We start from the raw sequence: 16059 nt of genomic DNA, 5'->3' as shown, positions 1-16059 counted from the left end.
CGGGCTGACCTTCTATCGCACCCTGCCGATCGCACCCGCGCGCGCGCCGATCCGCGAGTGGCGCGAGATCGGGGCATTGGCGAAGCGCGTTGAAACACTGGTTCAGCAATGGAAACCGGACCTTCTGCATGCGCATTCGCCGGTGCTCGACGGGCTCGCGGCGCTGCGCGTCGGCAAGAAACTCGGTATCCCGGTGATCTATGAAATTCGCGCCTTTTGGGAGGATGCGTCGGTTGGCAATGGCACCGGGCGCGAGGGCAGTTTGCGCTATTGGCTGACGAGGCAGCTCGAAACGCATGCGGTGAAATCGGCCGATGCGGTCGCGGTGATCTGCGAAGGGCTGCGCGGCGATCTGATCGCGCGCGGCATCGACCCCGCCAAGATCACCGTGTCGCCGAACGGCGTCGACCTCGAGCTGTTCGGCGATCCGACCCCGCGCGACGACGCGCTTGCCGACACGCTGGGCCTGGCGCCCGACGACGCGGTGATCGGCTATATCGGCAGCTTCTATGATTATGAGGGGATCGACGATCTGATCGCGGCGATGCCCGCGCTGGTCGCGGCGCAGCCGAAGGCGCGGCTGCTGCTCGTCGGCGGTGGGCCGATGGAGGCGGCGCTGAAGGTGCAGGCGGCGGCATCGCCCGCCGCGGCACACATCCATTTTGTCGGCCGTGTCCCGCACCAGGAGGTCGAGCGCTATTATTCGCTGATCGATATTCTCGCCTACCCGCGCAAAAAGATGCGGCTGACCGATCTCGTCACGCCGCTGAAACCGCTCGAGGCGATGGCGCAGGGCAAGCTGGTCGCCGCGTCCGGCGTTGGCGGGCATCGCGAGCTGATCGAGGATGGCGTCACGGGCACGCTGTTCGCGCCCGATGACCCCGCCGCGATCACCGGCGCGCTCGCCAAGCTTCTGGAAAATCGCGAGATGTGGCCCGAGCGACGGCGGACAGCACGTATATTTGTGGAAAGTCATCGTAACTGGTCGTCAAACATTTTACGTTACGAACCGGTTTACCAGCGATTGCTGCGCAGCGCCTGACGGTGGCCGCCCGATATGATGACAGGGATGGCTCGATGGGCCGATGGAATTGGGACGATATGGAAGTGACCAGCGAAAATCGGGCCAAGGGGATAGCGACCGCGCTGCTGCGCGCGCTCCAGCCCGCGATTCCGGCGGTGATCGGCGCTGCGGCGCTGACCTTCCTGTTCGCCGCGGTGATGCCCTTTTCTTGGGTCGCGGGGATCAGCTGGAATCTCTATCTCGACCGCCTCTCGGATTTGTTCGTGCCGCCGATCGGCAATGGCGGGCGGCTTGCGCTCGCGTTCGGCATGTCGGCGTTCGCCGCATTGATCGCGGGCCTCGTTGCGGTGCTGATAGCCAAGCCTGAAGCGGCCGGCTTGTCTTCGTTGCGCGAGCTTTTCCGCCGTGCGCCGCATGAGGCGGAGAGTGACGATAGCGAAGAGATTCTGACGCGCCGCCGCCGCGTCGACCTGCATCCCGATGACCCGCCGCGTCCGCCGATCCGCGCGGGGCGCGATCTGCCAGCGGGCGGACTGGATGGAAGCGCTATCGCTGAACCGGTTGCGCCCGCCTTGTGGTTGGGTGAAGCCGAGGCCGATGATGCGGGCGAACTGGTACTCGCCGATCTGGCGCCCGAAGAGGAGTTCGATGGCGATGCGCCGTGGCTGCAACCCGCTGCGATGACCTCGCCGCCGCCGATGCCCGATCCCGCCGACAAATCGCTTGGAGCCATGGTTGCTCGCTTCGAGGCGGGGCTGACGCGCCGCCAGCGGGCTGCCCCGGCGCCGACCGCGGCGATCCCGGTGCCCGACGATGTCGGGGCCGAAGGCGAAGCCGAAGTCGACTTCGCACTCGAAGCCGCGCTCAGCACCTTGCAGCGGATGACGCGCCAGTCGGTCGGTTAGGGTCCGCGGACCCTAATCCTCGACCGTCAATATTTCGATCCGCAGCATCTGCGGATCGGCTCCGCATTCCACCACGACATCGGCGACGATATGTCCGGGGAGCGTCCATTCGGTCGCGTTCAGCCGATCGTGCAGCGAGTGGCGCACCGCCTCGCTGTCGCCGGCTGCGAGCACGCACGGAAACAGGTGACGCGCGCCGACGAAGCTCGCGCTCGCCCAGGGGCGGAATGTCGAGGCGCCAGCCGACAGACCGTGCGGAAGTTCACGAATCAGCAGAAAGCGGAGCCGACGATGCGGGCAGCCGGGTCGCGGCGGCTGCGCGGGCGACCAGCGCATCATGCCCGTGCTCCAGTTTCGAGGTGACGCACGGCGCGTGTCCGCCGGTCGCCGCGGGGAACGACAGTTCCCGAACGACGGTCAGCACGCCATTTGTTCATGAAATGTTCCACACGGCATATCACGGCGCGTCCTGGCTCGCGCCCGCCGCGCAAGTCGCTGACGAGGCGCGGGTCGTGCACCGCGGCGCGACCGAACACGCTGGGCGGCATCGCCGATTCCTTCAGGAAGGCCTCGATCCGTTGCAGCAGGCTGCGCTCCATATTTTCCTCCCTGATCGCGCTGAAACCGGGCGAATCACCCGATAGGATATTTCCTATTTGATGCTCATTTTCCTACTTGTCTAGGAAAAATCCGTTTGCTAGAGACGAAATAGGAAGGACCAGCCCGACCGATGGCCGATTTCGATCAGGATCCGCGCGCCGCGCTCGACCGCCTCCTGGCTGAAAGGGGGATCGACTATGCACGCATATCGCAAGTGATCGGGCGCAACCCCGCCTATATCCAGCAATATATCAAACGCGGTTCGCCGCGGCGGCTGGCCGAGCAGGATCGCGCGCGCATCGCCGCCTATCTTGGCGTGTCCGAAGCGATGCTGGGCGGGCCGCTACAGCGTGTCGCGACCCCGGCGCGGGTGCGCGGGCCGGGAATGATATTGGTGCCGAAACTCGCGATCGGCGCCTCGGCGGGCGCGGGCGCCAGCGTCGATGGTGAAGCCGTCGAGGGCGAGGTTGCGTTCGACCCAAAATGGCTGCGCGACCTGGGTGCCGATCCGCGCGCGCTCAGCATCATTCGCGTCGAGGGCGATTCGATGGCGCCGACGCTCGACGATGGCGACGATATTTTGGTCGACGGCGGCGATGCCGCGGCGCGGCTGCGCGATGGCATCTATGTGCTGCGCATGGACGATGTGCTGATGGTGAAGCGCGTCGCGCGCGCGCCGGGGCAGGGGCGGATTTCGGTGATCAGCGACAATCCGCATTATCGCAGCTGGGACGACCTGCCGATGGCGTCGGTGCAACTGGTCGGCCGCGTCGTGTGGACGGGCCGGCGGGTGAGGTAGTTTTGATCCTCCCTGTCGCGAAGCGATGGGGAGGATATTAGCGCGGCGCCGCCATCAATGCTTCAATCTCATGTTCCAGAACTTCGGCGCGCTGGCACTGGTCTGCCCTGCCGTCGCGGCACTTTTCGGCCGCCTTGTCGCGCTGGCGCGACAGCTTGCCGAGCTGTTCCTCGCGCTTGCGCATTTCGCGGCCGCGGTTGCGATCCGATTCGTCCTGGCTGGTCGTCGACCAGTCGGCGACCTGGCCGACGGCTTTGACCGGCGCGGTGACGACCGTCTTGACCGCGCTGATGCAGCCGGCGAGCAGGGGCGCCGCCATGACCGCCAGGATTAAAACGCGCATATTCTTCTCCTCGCCGATGACGCCCCATCGCATAACCGGTGCGATCTGAACAGGATATTGCGACGGATCGGCCCCGCGCGCGGCTGGTGTGTCACATCACTGAAATAAATGGTTAAATTGCTGTTTACTAAGAGCCTCTAGGTCGGGGCGCGAACAAGGCCGCAGACTGAAGAGAGAGTGATGAACGCCACCGGATATGCCTTTACGCCATCGCCGGGTCATGCATCCGCGATCGGCGCCGACGCGCATATGTCGGAGGTCATCGACCTGTTTCGCGGCAATCCACAGCTCCGCGCGCTCGCTGTGCTCGATGGCGACGACTGTCCGGTGGGCATCATCCGCGAGCAGCGGGTGCGCGAATTGCTCTTCTGCCCCTTCTGGTTTTCGCTGATGCAGAATCCGACCATCGGCGGCTCGATCGCGTCGATGATCGAACCTTGCCCGACCGCCGATGTCGCGCGATCGACGACCGATTTGCTGCGCATCGTCGCGCAGTCGCCGGGGCAGCAGGAACTGATCCTCGTCCGCGCCGGGCGGTTCGTCGAGACGCTCGACAGCAGCCAGCTCGCCAAGCTGGCGATGCTGCGCGAGGTCGAACTGGCACAGGAGCGGGCAGCGCGCACGACGCAGATCGACGATGCCGGGCGGCGGTTCCAGCACGACATCACGACGCTCACCGCGACGCTGTCCGACATGGCGCGCAAGGTCGAAGCGGTCGCCTGCACCCTGTCCGAACGCGCGCAGCAAACGGGGCGCGACGCGGTCACCGTCGCCGGCGCGACGGCGCAGACGCTTGCCGGACTGCAGGATCTCGGCGATCGCGGCCATGCACTCGCCGCGACGATGGCGAAGATCGTCGACGACGGATCGCGCGCACGCACGGTCCGCGGCGACGCGCATCGCAAGATCAAGCAGGCCAGCGATCGATCGATCGCATTGAAAGCGGCGAGTCAGTCGATCGAACAGATGCTCGCGCTGATCATCGACATGGCGAGCCGGACCAACATGCTCGCGCTCAATGCGGGGATCGAGGCGGCGCGCGCAGGCGATGCCGGCCGCGGCTTTGCCGTCGTCGCGTCGGAGGTGAAAACGCTGGCCAGCCAGACACGGTCGGCAGCGGGCGACATCGCGCAATATGTCGACCGGATCCGCGACATCGTGGAACAGGTCGCGGCGGGATTTGAAGAGGTCGAGAAGGCGATCGACGCGAACAACGGTTTTTCCGACGCAATCGACCGCGCGGTCGACGGGCAGAGCGCGACGACGCTCACGATCGCGAGCTATGTCGAGCAGGCGGTATTTGCCGGCCGGGAAATCGACGCGCGCGTCCGCGAGATCGGGCACGGTGCGACTGCCGTCGGCGATGGCGCGCAGGCGCTGGGCAAATTGTCCGCCGGGCTGACCGAGGCGGCGCTGTCGCTCCACCAGCGCGCCCGCCACTTCGTCGAGGCGGTTGCGGCCGCCTGATTCGTCTCGATTCGACAAGGGCTTGCCCGTTCGCCCAGCCCTGATAGGATGCTGCTCGCGCCGGGGGCGTCAGAGGCGGCCGGCGCGGAGGAGGGTCATCATGACGAATATCCAAAAGGGTCTTGCCGAGTTCATCGGCACATTCTGGCTTGTCTTCGGGGGCTGCGGCAGCGCGGTTCTGGCCGCGGCATTTCCCGATGTCGGGATCGGACTGCTCGGCGTCTCGCTGGCTTTCGGTCTGACGGTCGTCACCATGGCCTATGCGATCGGCCATATTTCGGGCTGTCACCTCAACCCGGCGGTCACCGTCGGGCTGTGGGCGGGCGGGCGTTTCGATGCGCGCGACATTCCGCTCTATGTCATCGCGCAGATACTCGGCGCGATCGTCGCGGCGTTCCTGCTGTTCTACGTCGCCAGCGGTAATCCGGCCTATGATCTCGCTGCGAACGGCCTTGCGGCCAACGGCTTCGATGCGGGCTCGCCGGGGCATTATGACATCTGGTCGGCCTTCATCATCGAAATATTGCTGACCGCTTTTTTCTTGTGGATCATCATGGGGTCGACCGACGGGCGGGCGCCCGCGGGCTTTGCGCCGATCGCGATCGGCCTTGCGCTGACCTTGATCCACCTCATCTCGATCCCGGTGACCAACACCTCGGTCAACCCGGCGCGCAGCACCGGCCCCGCGCTCGTCGTGGGCGGCATCGCGCTGCAGCAATTGTGGCTGTTCTGGATCGCGCCGCTGATCGGCGGGGCGATTGGCGGCCTGCTCTACAAGACGCTTGGGGCCGACAGCTTCCCGAAGCCGAATATCGAAGGCGAATAAGAATGGGCGCCTGGAGCGTGGTTAAATAGGGACAGTCCCTAATTAACCGCGCTCAGTCGGTCGCCGATCATCGGCGGGAATTAAATAGGGACTGTCCCTATTAATGGTCATTTCAGCAGGTCGATCGCAAAGGCGCGAACTTCATCCGCCATGTCGGGCCGTTCGAGCGCGACCGCCAGATTGGCCTGGATATATCCGGCCTTCGATCCGCAGTCGTAGCGCGCGCCGTCGAAGGTGACGGCGTGGAAGGGCTGGTTGCCGATCATCGTCGCCATCGCATCGGTCAGCTGAATTTCGCCGCCCGCGCCCTTTTCCTGTCTTTCGAGCACGCGCATCACCTCGGGCTGCAGAATATAGCGGCCCGAAATGATCAGGTTCGACGGCGCATCGGCGACCCGCGGTTTTTCAACGAGGCCGGTCACTTCGGTCAGTGCCCCGTCGCGCGCGCCGGGCGCGATGACGCCATAGGCGGACACCTGTTCGGGCGGCACTTCGAGCACCGAGATCAGATTGCCGCCGACCTTTTGATACGCATCGACCATCTGCTTCATGCAACCGGGCGATCCGTGCATGAATTCGTCGGGGAGGAAGATCGCGAAGGGTTCGTCGCCGACGATATCGCGCGCGCACCAGATCGCATGGCCCAGGCCCAGCGGTTCCTGTTGCCGGACATAGGCGCAGGCGCCGGGGCCGAGCCGCGTCGGTCCAAGCACCGACAGATCCTTGCCGCGCTCCGACATCGTCTTTTCGAGTTCGAAGGCGACGTCGAAATGATCCTCGATCGCGCTCTTGCCGCGGCCGGTGACGAAGATCATCTGCTCGATCCCCGCCTCGCGCGCTTCGTCGACCGCATATTGGATCAGCGGCCGGTCGACGACGGGCAGCATTTCCTTGGGGATCGCCTTGGTCGCGGGGAGGAATCGGGTGCCGAGGCCGGCAACGGGGAAGACGGCTTTGCGGATCGGTTTCATGCGCGAGGGCTTAGCCGCGAAATTTGGTCAATGAAAGCGTCCGGCGCGCGCCAATCGCCGCGTCACTGCGGCGTGACGATCACGACCACGCGCCGGTTGTCCTGCCGTCCCTCCGCCGTCGCGTTGCTCGACAGCGGCAGCGTCTCGCCCCGGCCGACGATCTGGTCCGCAGTAAACCGCATGCCGCCCGCCTGCATCGGCGCCGCGACGGCCTCCGCGCGCGCCTGCGATAGCGTCAGATTATAGGCCGGGGCGCCGGTCGAATCGGTATGACCCTCGATCCGCGCGGTCGCGATGCCCACCGACACGAGCTTGGCGGCGATATCGCTGATCCGCTGCTGCTGGTCGGGCGATACGCTGCTTTCGTTCGACGCGAAAAGCAGCCGCTCGGGCATGCTCAGCATCCATCCGGGGCCGTCTTCGACGAACCCCTGCGACTGGAGAACGGCAATCTGCGCGGCGCTGAAGCCGGCCGTTGGCGGCACGCTTTGGCACGCCGCGAGCAACGCGGCGAAGCCGATGAGGCAAAGGGTCCGGATCGATCGGGGGAAATCAAGTGTCACGGCATCACTCCGCTGGTCATCATCGGGAACGGTTGGTCAGTTTGTCGGCATACATGGCGGCGTCGGCGGCGGTGAGCAGCGCGGTGGCGTTGATACCATCGTCGGGGAAGATCGCGACGCCGACGCTGACCGCCGCGCGATAGGATTCGCCGCCCGGCAGCGCGATGGGCTGGGATACGCAGGCGCGGATCCGGTTCGCCAGATCGTCGGGGATGGTGTCGGCGCCCAGCGGGTCGATGATGACGATGAATTCGTCCCCGCCGATCCGCGCGGCGAAATCGTCCTTGCGAAGCGTTCCCTTGATGCATGCCGACAGCGCGACGAGCACAGTGTCGCCCGCCGCATGGCCGAAATTGTCGTTCGCCGCCTTGAAGTTATCGGCGTCGATGAACAGCAGGGCAAAGCGGTCGCCGCGACCCTCGGCGGAACGGATACGCTCCGCCAGTTGCTCGTCGAACGCGGCGCGGTTCGGCATCGCGGTCAGCGTGTCGTGCGATGCGCGGTGCGCGAGCATCGCGCGCTCGCTCTCCATATGCCCCTGCCAGCCCTGCAATTCGTCGAGCAGCGCATTGATATCGCCGCCCAACCGGTCGAGCTCGGCAATGCCGAGCGGCTTGACCCGCTTGTCGAACCGCCGGTGCAGGCGCACATCGTGCGCGACGGTCGCAATTTCGTTCAACGGCTTGACCAGCTCATATTCGAAGCGGCGCGCAAGGAAGATGGTGCCGAACGCCGTGATCAGCAGACAGCCCAGACCGGCCAGCATGCCGAGCCGCACATAGTCGACCAATGTCGAACTGTCGCCCCACACCTCGATTCTGCCGATCGCCGACCCGTTGCGCTGGACGGTGACGGCGAACGGGCGGGGGAAGAAGATACGGGTCAGAATCGGCGCCGGGTCGGCGTTGGGCGAGGTCCATTCGGTGATCGGCCGGCCGACGTCGTTGAGCACGCGCAAGCGCGCGATACCGGGAATGCGCCTCAAGGGTTCCAGCCCTTCGCGGACCGCCTGCGGATCGTTAAACACGAGCGCGGGTTCGACGCCATAGGCACCGAGCTGGGCCGCGAGTTCCATATTGCGGTCGGCATAGCCGCGCAGCGCGGTGACGCCGGCGAGCAGGATGGTCAGGCCCGAAAGCGCGACCGCGAACAGCGTGATACCGAAATGAAAGCGCGACAGCAGCTTTTGCAGCGTCGTGCGCGCGCCGATGCGTTCGGCCGGAGGCGTGGGCGGCGGGGCGGTCATGACGTCCCCCCTTCGCCGCCGCCGATCCGCAGGACGCGCGGATCGATGCGCAGCGGGCCGCGCCCGATCGCGTCGATATTGACCGAAAAGCTGATGCCCGCCACCCTGTTGCTGAGGCAGAACATCGCGCCATAGATGCAGGCGGCATCATCGTCGGTGATGGTCAGGACCGGACGCCCGCGCACCCAGGCGATGAGCTGCCGGCGATCCGCGACGGGCATTCGGCCGAGGAACAGGATGTCGCACGCCGGGGTGACGGTGGCGGTGGTCGTCCGGCGGATCCTGACCGAGCCGGGTCCCGGAACATCGGGCGCCATGCGATCGGTCAGCCGCGGCGCGCCGACGACGCACATCGTCCGGGCGGCGCCGGCCGACCCATCGGGCCAGCGCGCATAGCTGACGATGCCGCCCACCATCCGGTTGACGGCGCGGGCCATCCCGCCCGAGTCGTCTTCGACGACCGTCTGGCTTGCGGCCTGAACCGACATCTGCGGCGTCGTCACTAGCGCGCCGATCAGAAACAGTGATGCCAGCACCTGGCCGCGCCCCCAATTGCGTTTCAGGGGCATCCTGCCCCAGCGAAGGCGCGTCCGCTAGACAAAACAATTGGAAAGTCAATGAAAAGTGACGTCATGCGGCCATATTGCAACAGCCGCCGCGTCGATTCACATTCGTCTATTCGACGCGCAAACGATCACTGAATCCCTTGCGCAATTTAGCCAGCTTTGGCGGGATCACTGCCATGCAATAGGGATTGCGCTGGCCTTCGCCGTCCCAATAGGCCTGGTGATAGTCTTCGGCCGGATACCATTTGGACGCGCTCTCGATCGTCGTGACGATGGGTGCGGGCCAATCGGCGGCGGCGCGGGCGATTCCGGCGCGCGCGGCGTCGCCCTGCGCGGCATCGAGGGGAAAGAGGGCGCTGCGATACTGGGTGCCGATGTCGTTGCCCTGGCGGTTGAGCGTCGTCGGATCGTGCGTCGCAAAATGGACGTCGAGCAGGTCGTCGTAAGAAATGACGGCGGGATCGAAGGTAATGCGGATCGCTTCGGCGTGGCCGGTGTCGCCGCCGCAAACCTGCTTGTAGGTCGGATTTTCGACCGTTCCGCCGATGTAGCCGCTCTCGACGCCCTCGACGCCGCTCAGCGACTGGAACACGGCTTCGGTGCACCAGAAGCAGCCTCCGGCGAAAATGGCGGTCTCTTGGGTCATGGGCGTCGATCCTTGCTGGGAGGAATTGGAATGCTCCCGAAATAGGATGTGCGCGCGCCTATTCCAAGGGCGGTGGGGCGCCGACGAGCGGGGGGTGCAGCGGCTGGCCCGCCTTGCGCAGCGAAGCGATCGTTGACGCCTCGGCTTCGAGCGACTGGGCGCGGTCGCGCCAGTTCGGATGCGTGCCGGCCTGGAACATCGGTCGCCCCTTGCGCTGGCCGAAGCGCGCCCAAAAACGCGCCGCCGCGGCGGGATCATAGCCCGCTCCGGCGAGCAGCCACACCGACAGCCGATCGGCTTCGACCTCGGTCTGCTTGAACAGGCGGGCGTTGCGGCCGAATTGCTTGCCGATCCCGCGGTCGACCCCCGCGGCGTCGAGCCGCGCGCGGTGACGCAATATATTATGCGCCAGTTCGTGCGCGATCGCGGCCGCAAGTTCCTCGTCATCGGCGGCGAAATCGGCAAGACCCTGATTGACGAGGACCATCCGTCCGTCGGCGACGGCGGCGGGCCTTTCATTGGCCTCGACGCGAAAGTCGCTGACGCAGCCAGCCATGGGGGTCAGCGGGACGGTCCGTCCGTCGGTAACCCCCAGCCAAATCGCCGCGTCGGTCGACAGCGCGGCCAGTCTTTGTTCGAGCGCGGTGATGCGTGCGAAGGGATGATCGCCGATGCCATTCGCGACCGGCGCCATGTCGATCCAGGCGATACCGTCGCCGACATGCAGGCCCGTCCGATCGGCGGGCGAGCCCGGCGCGACCGCAGCGACAAAGACCGCATCTAGGTCGCCCGCCCGATAAGCGGCGAGGGCCGCGGGTCGCCGCGCCTTGTCATAAAGGCGCGGATCGCCCCAGATCCATCCGAACTGCGGCTGGCGCGCAGGGCACCAGGCGGCATTGGCGGTCGTCAGCCGGAAACCGATCGCCGCGACGCGCGCCTCCGTCGCCGCCAGCGCCGTATATCCCGATTGTTCGGCGGGTGCCGCTGCCAGCGCGGGCGCCGTCATCGACAATGACAGGGCGGCAAGGATCGATCGGGCGCGGTGCGGCATCGCCGTCCCCTATCAAGTCGCACCTGTCGGGGCCATGAATTTCCCCCGGGTGCCGGGTGCCCGACCTCTTGCCTATCGCCCGGCAAGCGCCGATAGGGCGGGCCATGACGCACGCCACTGTCCTGCCGGCGCCCGCCGCCCGCCAACCCCGCCCCGCGGCGCTCGCGCGCTGGCTGTGGGCGGTCGCACTGCTGGTGATCATCGTGGTAGGGGTCGGCGGTATTACGCGTCTCACCGAATCGGGGCTTTCGATCACCGAATGGCGTCCCGTTTCGGGCGTGCTGCCGCCGCTCAGCGATGCGGGATGGATCGCGGAATTCGAGAAGTATAAGCGGATCCCCGAATATAGAGAGGTCAACCTCGGCATGACGCTGGCGGGGTTCAAGGCGATCTTTTTCTGGGAGTGGCTGCACCGCATCCTCGGCCGCCTTGTCGGCATGGCGCTGGTAGTGCCGCTCGCCTGGTACGCTTGGCGCCGCGCGATCCCTGCGGGTTATGGTTGGCGCCTGCTCGCGCTCGCCGCGCTCGTCGGCCTGCAGGGTGCGATCGGCTGGTGGATGGTTGCCTCGGGCCTCGAATATCGGACCGACGTCAGCCATTTCCGCCTCGCGACGCATTTGCTGACCGCGCTGTTCCTGCTTGGCGGGCTGGTGTGGACGGCGCGTGACCTGGACAGGCTGGCGCGCGATCCCGCCGCGCGGCCCGCGCGTCTGACCGGACCCGCGATCGGCGTCATCGCGATCCTCTTCGTCCAGCTGCTGCTCGGCGCGTGGGTCGCGGGGCTCAACGCCGGTTCTGTGGCGAGCACATGGCCGCTCATGAACGATCATTTCGTGCCCGAGGGCATCGATTGGGCGGGCGGCGCGTGGCTGGCGCTGACCAACGATCCCTTCCTGATCCACTTCCTTCACCGCTGGTGGTCGTGGGTCGCGGCGATCGCGTTGTTCCTCCTCGCGCGCACCTTGTCGCGGCGCGGTGCGCCTATCGAGGCACGGCTGCTGGTCGCGGTCGTCGCGGCGCAGATGCTGCTCGGCATCTGGACCGTCGTGTCGGGCGTTTCGATGTGGGTTGCCGTGTGGCATCAGGTGACCGGCGCGGTCCTCGTCGCCATCGCCGCGGCGGCGCTCCACCGGCTGGGTCGCCGCCCCGCATGATGTCGGCCGGCAGCCTCGGCGGCGCATTATTGCTGCTGGTGGGCCAGCCGCTTCCGTCTTCGGCTCCGGGCGACGTTCCGGCCGCCGCAACCACGCATTTCCAGTTCGCTCCCCCGGTGGGCCAGCCGATGACCTATCGCGTGACCACACGCCGGATTGGCCGCGAAGGATCGCTGATCAATTTCTCGCTCACCTATGCGCTGCAATGGCAGCGTGTCGGGCGCGGTTACCGGCTCGAGGCGGCGCTGCAGCGCATCGATTCGGATGCCCGTCCCGAAGTGACCCGCGCGCTGTCGTTGATGCTCGAGCCGCTGGTCGGCGAAGCGATGGCCTATCTTGTCGCGCCCGACGGCAGCCGGATCGACCTTGTCGATCCCGAAGGATTGTGGGCGCGGGTGACCGCGCGGATCGAGGCGGTGGGGGGCAAGGCGGGACGGCCCGAAGCCAGGCAACTCGCGCAGTTGATTGCGGCGTTGCCCGCGGCCGAACGCGACCGGCTGGCGACCGCCGATATTCGCGCGCTGATTGCGCCTGCGAACAATGCCATTCCGGTTTCGGCAGAGGCGGATGGCGCGAGCGTGTCGATCATGCACGACGGCGCGTTGCAGACGATCGCCAGGGTCGAGCGCGATTCCACGCCCGTCGCCGGCACGGCCAAACCGCTGGAAATTGACAATCTGTGGGCCGTCGACACCGCCACGGGGCTGGTGATGCGCGAGCAGCGGCAGAGCTGGATCGTCGATGCGGACAGCGATGGACGGACCCTCGTCGAAGAGCGGGTTCGGGCGCTGGAGCTTGTTCTCTGAAGGCGAAGGTATTATAATACCTGTCAGCAAAGCCGCGATCTGCTTGACTTTCCGCCCGCTTGGCGCCATTGGCCCGCTCCGAAGCGCCGCTGCGTCCCTTCAAGGATCAGGCGGCGCGGTTTGTTTTCGGGCGGCGGCATGGCTGCTGTCCTGGTCCATATCTGTCAAGGAGGTCGCCATGATGAAGGCGCTGACCAAGACGACTGTATCGGCGAATGCCGCGACGGTCGAAAAGAAATGGGTGCTGATCGACGCCGAGGGTCTCGTTGTGGGCCGCGTTGCTTCGATCATCGCCAACATCCTGCGCGGCAAGCACAAGCCGTCGTTCACCCCGCACGTCGATTGCGGTGACAATGTCATCGTCATCAACGCCGAGAAGGTGGCGTTCACGGGCAAGAAGCTGCAGGACAAGCGTTACTACAAGCACACCGGCTATGCCGGCGGCATCAAGGAAACGAGCCCCGCGAAGATCCTCGAAGGCCGTTTCCCCGAGCGCGTGCTCGAAAAGGCTGTCGAACGCATGATCCCGCGTGGCCCGCTCGGCCGTCAGCAGATGCGCAACCTGCGCATCTTCGCCGGCGCTGAACATCCGCATGAAGGGCAGAGCCCCGAAGTGATCGACGTTGCGTCGATGAACCGCAAGAACAAGGTGGGTGCATAATGGCTGACGAACAGACCATGACCGATCTCAAGGATCTCGCCGGCGCCGTCGAAGGCACCGTCGCCGCTCCGATCTCGACCACGCCGCTGCGCGAAAAGATCGTCGACAAGCAGGGCCGCGCCTATGCGACCGGCCGCCGCAAGGACGCCGTCGCCCGCGTGTGGGTCAAGCCCGGCACGGGCAAGATCACCGTCAACGGCCGCGACCAGGAAGTCTATTTCGCACGTCCGACGCTGCGTCTCGTCATCAACCAGCCCTTCGGTCTGACCGAACGCGTTGGCCAGTATGACGTGATCGCAACCGTCAAGGGCGGCGGCCTGTCGGGCCAGGCGGGTGCCGTGCTGCACGGCATCGCGCAGGCGCTGACCCGCTTCGAACCCGCGCTCCGCGGCGTTGTGAAGACGGCCGGCTTCCTGACCCGCGACAGCCGCACCGTCGAGCGTAAGAAGTACGGCAAGGCCAAGGCCCGCCGCAGCTTCCAGTTCTCGAAGCGCTAACAAGTTTTCCGTCGACGGACGGAGAAGTGAAGGGCGGTCCGGCAACGGGCCGCCCTTTTTCATGTCGGCTTTGGGGTGGGGAGCTGCCGTTGAGGTGTTGAACTGTTTTCCCTCCCGCCTGCGGGAGGGGCAGCGAGACTTACGAATTTTGTTCGTTAGTCGCAGCGGGGTGGGCCATCGTGACGCCGCTGCCCACCCCCAACCCCTCCCGCAAGCGGGAGGGAAGAATATGGCCGCTTCCGGCCACAGCCGGCGCTTGCCTACAGCAATTCCAGACTCCCGAGCATCAGCGCCTGCCGTGCGGGCCGTTCGGCCATCACAGCGAACATCTCGTCGCCGCGCGTCGTGCGTTCGACGCTCATCGAGGCAAAGACCGCCATGAAATAACCGCTCAAGGCGCCGACGCGGTAATCGGTCCACAGCGCTTCGGTATCGGGCGCAACGCCCGCGGCGGTCAATGCCGCGATCCAATGGTCGAACGCCGGCCGGTCGGCGGCGGCGCGTTCGGAGGGGTCAGCGATACTCGTGCCGACCAGATAGGCAAGGTCGGCGGCCCCGCTGCCGCGCCCCAGTGTCTGCCAGTCGACGAGCCAGCAGGCATCGCCGTCGGGTGCGAAAAGAATGTTGTCGATCCTGAGGTCGCCGTGAACCATCGTCCGTGCTGCGGGCTCGCGGGTCAGAAAGGCATCGAGCTTTGCGACCAGCCCGGCGCCGAGGTCTAGCACCTCGGGTGCGAGCCTTGCCGAATACCGCTCGCGAAATCCGAGGTAAAGCTGCGGGAAGAGCGCGCGGATCAGGTCGCCATTGTCGCGCGAGAGCCAGGACATGTTCGCCAGCCCGGCATCGTTCCACAGATGGGCGTGGAGTTTCGCCGCCGCCTCGATGCACGGGATGAGGCGCGCGAGGCCAAGCCCCGCAAGCTGGTCGCCCGGCTGTGCCGGCGCAAGGTCCGACAGGATAAGGATGAAATCGATCTCGTCGTCCGCGATGTCGCAGTAGTGGCACCGCGGCGCCGGAACCCCGCTCGCGTCGGCGAGGTGGCGATACCAGCTGACTTCCTTGACATAGGTGCCGGTGAGCTTGGCGATGTTGCGGCTTGCCTCGTCGTGGCTCGGGCATTTGGCGATGGCCGTCGCGGGGGCATCGACGCCTTCGGCCCAGTCGAGCGTCAGGCGATAACTGTCGCACATTTGGCCGGTGCCCACCTTGGTGGATGTGAAGCCTTTGAGCTTTCCGGGCTGCCCGAGCACCGCGCCGAGCCACGGCGCCTCGATCGCCTCGGGCGAGGTCGGGAAGCTCATGCGGCGGGGTCCAGCAGCCCGGTGAGGCCGGTCGGTGCGTGCGGGCCGACGAACAATTGCTCGAGGACACCGGTGCCGCTTTCGCTGCGGTCGCCGTCGCTGAGTTCGGCATGGACGAGCGCCTGTACGTGCATCGCGAGCGGGTTACCCCATGTCCGTTCGGCTTCTGACAGGGTATCGTGCGTAACCTCCAGATCGCCGTGGTCGAAGCCATGCCCCCAGACGGGGTGCGTATAACCGAGCCCGCTCATCGCGAACACGGGTCCGGCCGGGGTCAGCGTGAGGCGCGTGCTGCCGTCGAAATCGGCGGTCAGCTTGCTCAGGCGCCGCGTGCCCGGCTGCCATTCGGCAGCAAAAGCGGGATCGGCAAAGTGGCGTTCGCCGCCCCCATCGCTTGACGCGCCATCGACCAGCACCGCGCGGCGGTTCCACGGGAACCCCTCGCCATCGTCGTTGCTGTGGAAGAACAGCGAACGGTCGGCGAAATTGCATGGCGTCCATAGCCAGAAGAACTGGCTGAAATTGCCCTGTGGCGGCGGCTGGGGTTCGGCGGCGCCGACGGGGCGGATACCCCAGCTCCGGTCGCGCGTTCCCGCCCAACCCGCCCCGACATCGACGCGCCGGCCATCGGCC

The 16059-nt window shown here is 66.2% G+C and carries 19 protein-coding genes and 1 pseudogene; 9 read left to right on the top strand and 11 right to left on the bottom strand.

The window, feature by feature from the left end:
- The coding region (locus VJ811_RS11855; RefSeq protein ID WP_324072549.1) for a TIGR04063 family PEP-CTERM/XrtA system glycosyltransferase at positions 1-1042 on the top strand (1042 nt) is incomplete at its 5' end.
- 35 nt (positions 1043-1077) lie between these two features.
- Positions 1078-1929, top strand: coding sequence for a hypothetical protein (locus tag VJ811_RS11850; RefSeq protein ID WP_324072547.1), 852 nt, complete (start codon positions 1078-1080; stop codon positions 1927-1929).
- 12 nt (positions 1930-1941) lie between these two features.
- On the opposite strand, the gene VJ811_RS11845 is transcribed toward VJ811_RS11850, so the two are convergent.
- Both VJ811_RS11845 and VJ811_RS11840 read right to left on the bottom strand, forming a co-directional pair.
- Positions 1942-2268: a hypothetical protein gene (locus VJ811_RS11845; RefSeq protein ID WP_324072545.1), complete on the bottom strand. Its 327-nt coding sequence runs from the start codon at positions 2266-2268 to the stop codon at positions 1942-1944.
- Positions 2265-2528, bottom strand: a complete 264-nt coding sequence (locus tag VJ811_RS11840) for a hypothetical protein (RefSeq protein ID WP_324072544.1) — start codon at positions 2526-2528, stop codon at positions 2265-2267. Before VJ811_RS11840 ends, VJ811_RS11845 begins: the two co-directional genes overlap by 4 nt.
- A 131-nt stretch (positions 2529-2659) precedes the next feature.
- On the opposite strand from VJ811_RS11840, the gene VJ811_RS11835 reads away from it, so the two are divergent.
- On the top strand, positions 2660-3328 hold the full coding sequence (locus VJ811_RS11835; RefSeq protein WP_324072542.1) for a S24 family peptidase: 669 nt from the start codon (positions 2660-2662) through the stop codon (positions 3326-3328).
- 37 nt (positions 3329-3365) lie between these two features.
- Here VJ811_RS11835 and VJ811_RS11830 read toward each other — a convergent pair whose 3' ends face one another.
- On the bottom strand, positions 3366-3671 hold the full coding sequence (locus VJ811_RS11830) for a hypothetical protein (protein WP_324072540.1): 306 nt from the start codon (positions 3669-3671) through the stop codon (positions 3366-3368).
- 180 nt (positions 3672-3851) lie between these two features.
- Between VJ811_RS11830 and VJ811_RS11825 the strand changes: the two genes are divergently transcribed.
- Together VJ811_RS11825 and aqpZ are read left to right on the top strand one after the other, a co-directional pair.
- The gene (locus VJ811_RS11825; RefSeq protein WP_324072538.1) at positions 3852-5138 is read left to right on the top strand and encodes a methyl-accepting chemotaxis protein; all 1287 of its coding nucleotides are present in this window, start codon (positions 3852-3854) and stop codon (positions 5136-5138) included.
- A gap of 100 nt (positions 5139-5238) precedes the next feature.
- Entirely contained in the window at positions 5239-5964 is a 726-nt protein-coding gene (gene aqpZ, locus VJ811_RS11820; protein ID WP_324072536.1) for an aquaporin Z, read from the top strand.
- 107 nt (positions 5965-6071) lie between these two features.
- On the opposite strand, the gene galU is transcribed toward aqpZ, so the two are convergent.
- From galU to VJ811_RS11790, 6 genes are all read right to left on the bottom strand, one after another.
- Positions 6072-6935: a UTP--glucose-1-phosphate uridylyltransferase GalU gene (galU, locus tag VJ811_RS11815; RefSeq protein ID WP_324072534.1), complete on the bottom strand. Its 864-nt coding sequence runs from the start codon at positions 6933-6935 to the stop codon at positions 6072-6074.
- A gap of 62 nt (positions 6936-6997) precedes the next feature.
- Positions 6998-7498: an OmpA family protein gene (locus tag VJ811_RS11810; protein WP_324072532.1), complete on the bottom strand. Its 501-nt coding sequence runs from the start codon at positions 7496-7498 to the stop codon at positions 6998-7000.
- A 19-nt stretch (positions 7499-7517) separates the two neighbouring features.
- Complete coding sequence (locus VJ811_RS11805) at positions 7518-8744, bottom strand: diguanylate cyclase (RefSeq protein ID WP_324072530.1); 1227 nt, start codon at positions 8742-8744, stop codon at positions 7518-7520.
- Positions 8741-9280: a YfiR family protein gene (locus tag VJ811_RS11800; RefSeq protein WP_324072528.1), complete on the bottom strand. Its 540-nt coding sequence runs from the start codon at positions 9278-9280 to the stop codon at positions 8741-8743. Before VJ811_RS11800 ends, VJ811_RS11805 begins: the two co-directional genes overlap by 4 nt.
- A gap of 139 nt (positions 9281-9419) precedes the next feature.
- On the bottom strand, positions 9420-9956 hold the full coding sequence (msrA, locus tag VJ811_RS11795; RefSeq protein ID WP_324072526.1) for a peptide-methionine (S)-S-oxide reductase MsrA: 537 nt from the start codon (positions 9954-9956) through the stop codon (positions 9420-9422).
- Positions 9957-10014: 58 nt separating this feature from the next.
- Positions 10015-10962 (bottom strand): M48 family metalloprotease, encoded by a 948-nt coding sequence (locus VJ811_RS11790; protein WP_324072524.1) that lies wholly within the window; start codon positions 10960-10962, stop codon positions 10015-10017.
- Between the two features lie 149 nt (positions 10963-11111).
- Between VJ811_RS11790 and VJ811_RS11785 the strand changes: the two genes are divergently transcribed.
- From VJ811_RS11785 to rpsI, 4 genes are all read left to right on the top strand, one after another.
- The gene (locus tag VJ811_RS11785; RefSeq protein WP_324072522.1) at positions 11112-12161 is read left to right on the top strand and encodes a COX15/CtaA family protein; all 1050 of its coding nucleotides are present in this window, start codon (positions 11112-11114) and stop codon (positions 12159-12161) included.
- Positions 12158-12967: a hypothetical protein gene (locus VJ811_RS11780; protein ID WP_324072520.1), complete on the top strand. Its 810-nt coding sequence runs from the start codon at positions 12158-12160 to the stop codon at positions 12965-12967. Before VJ811_RS11785 ends, VJ811_RS11780 begins: the two co-directional genes overlap by 4 nt.
- Before the next feature lie 181 nt (positions 12968-13148).
- The gene (rplM, locus tag VJ811_RS11775) at positions 13149-13628 is read left to right on the top strand and encodes a 50S ribosomal protein L13 (RefSeq protein ID WP_058537036.1); all 480 of its coding nucleotides are present in this window, start codon (positions 13149-13151) and stop codon (positions 13626-13628) included.
- Positions 13628-14125 carry a 30S ribosomal protein S9 gene (gene rpsI / locus VJ811_RS11770; RefSeq protein WP_324072518.1) on the top strand — a complete coding sequence of 166 codons (498 nt, stop codon included), beginning with the start codon at positions 13628-13630 and terminating at the stop codon, positions 14123-14125. Before rplM ends, rpsI begins: the two co-directional genes overlap by 1 nt.
- Positions 14126-14385: 260 nt before the next feature.
- Here rpsI and VJ811_RS11765 read toward each other — a convergent pair whose 3' ends face one another.
- Entirely contained in the window at positions 14386-15426 is a 1041-nt protein-coding gene (locus VJ811_RS11765; RefSeq protein ID WP_324072516.1) for an aminoglycoside phosphotransferase family protein, read from the bottom strand.
- Positions 15423-16059, bottom strand: a pseudogene (locus VJ811_RS11760) (hypothetical protein); the annotation flags it as partial. The pseudogene VJ811_RS11760 and the gene VJ811_RS11765, both read right to left, overlap by 4 nt.

The sequence above is a fragment of the Sphingopyxis sp. genome, from assembly GCF_035250425.1.
In the GTDB taxonomy this organism is placed as follows: Bacteria; Pseudomonadota; Alphaproteobacteria; order Sphingomonadales; family Sphingomonadaceae; genus Sphingopyxis.
This window is presented reverse-complemented; position numbering and strand designations above follow the sequence as displayed.

What these genes read in the sequence shown, in the direction of transcription:
- VJ811_RS11850 (WP_324072547.1), top strand. Translation starts at nt 1,078, where the DNA reads ATGGGCCGATGGAATTGGGACGATATGGAAGTGACCAGCGAAAATCGG.
- VJ811_RS11845 (WP_324072545.1), bottom strand. Translation starts at nt 2,268, where the DNA reads ATGATGCGCTGGTCGCCCGCGCAGCCGCCGCGACCCGGCTGCCCGCAT.
- VJ811_RS11840 (WP_324072544.1), bottom strand. Translation starts at nt 2,528, where the DNA reads ATGGAGCGCAGCCTGCTGCAACGGATCGAGGCCTTCCTGAAGGAATCG.
- VJ811_RS11835 (WP_324072542.1), top strand. Translation starts at nt 2,660, where the DNA reads ATGGCCGATTTCGATCAGGATCCGCGCGCCGCGCTCGACCGCCTCCTG.
- VJ811_RS11830 (WP_324072540.1), bottom strand. Translation starts at nt 3,671, where the DNA reads ATGCGCGTTTTAATCCTGGCGGTCATGGCGGCGCCCCTGCTCGCCGGC.
- VJ811_RS11825 (WP_324072538.1), top strand. Translation starts at nt 3,852, where the DNA reads ATGAACGCCACCGGATATGCCTTTACGCCATCGCCGGGTCATGCATCC.
- aqpZ (WP_324072536.1), top strand. Translation starts at nt 5,239, where the DNA reads ATGACGAATATCCAAAAGGGTCTTGCCGAGTTCATCGGCACATTCTGG.
- galU (WP_324072534.1), bottom strand. Translation starts at nt 6,935, where the DNA reads ATGAAACCGATCCGCAAAGCCGTCTTCCCCGTTGCCGGCCTCGGCACC.
- VJ811_RS11805 (WP_324072530.1), bottom strand. Translation starts at nt 8,744, where the DNA reads ATGACCGCCCCGCCGCCCACGCCTCCGGCCGAACGCATCGGCGCGCGC.
- msrA (WP_324072526.1), bottom strand. Translation starts at nt 9,956, where the DNA reads ATGACCCAAGAGACCGCCATTTTCGCCGGAGGCTGCTTCTGGTGCACC.
- VJ811_RS11790 (WP_324072524.1), bottom strand. Translation starts at nt 10,962, where the DNA reads ATGACGGCGCCCGCGCTGGCAGCGGCACCCGCCGAACAATCGGGATAT.
- VJ811_RS11785 (WP_324072522.1), top strand. Translation starts at nt 11,112, where the DNA reads ATGACGCACGCCACTGTCCTGCCGGCGCCCGCCGCCCGCCAACCCCGC.
- VJ811_RS11780 (WP_324072520.1), top strand. Translation starts at nt 12,158, where the DNA reads ATGATGTCGGCCGGCAGCCTCGGCGGCGCATTATTGCTGCTGGTGGGC.
- rplM (WP_058537036.1), top strand. Translation starts at nt 13,149, where the DNA reads ATGAAGGCGCTGACCAAGACGACTGTATCGGCGAATGCCGCGACGGTC.
- rpsI (WP_324072518.1), top strand. Translation starts at nt 13,628, where the DNA reads ATGGCTGACGAACAGACCATGACCGATCTCAAGGATCTCGCCGGCGCC.
- VJ811_RS11765 (WP_324072516.1), bottom strand. Translation starts at nt 15,426, where the DNA reads ATGAGCTTCCCGACCTCGCCCGAGGCGATCGAGGCGCCGTGGCTCGGC.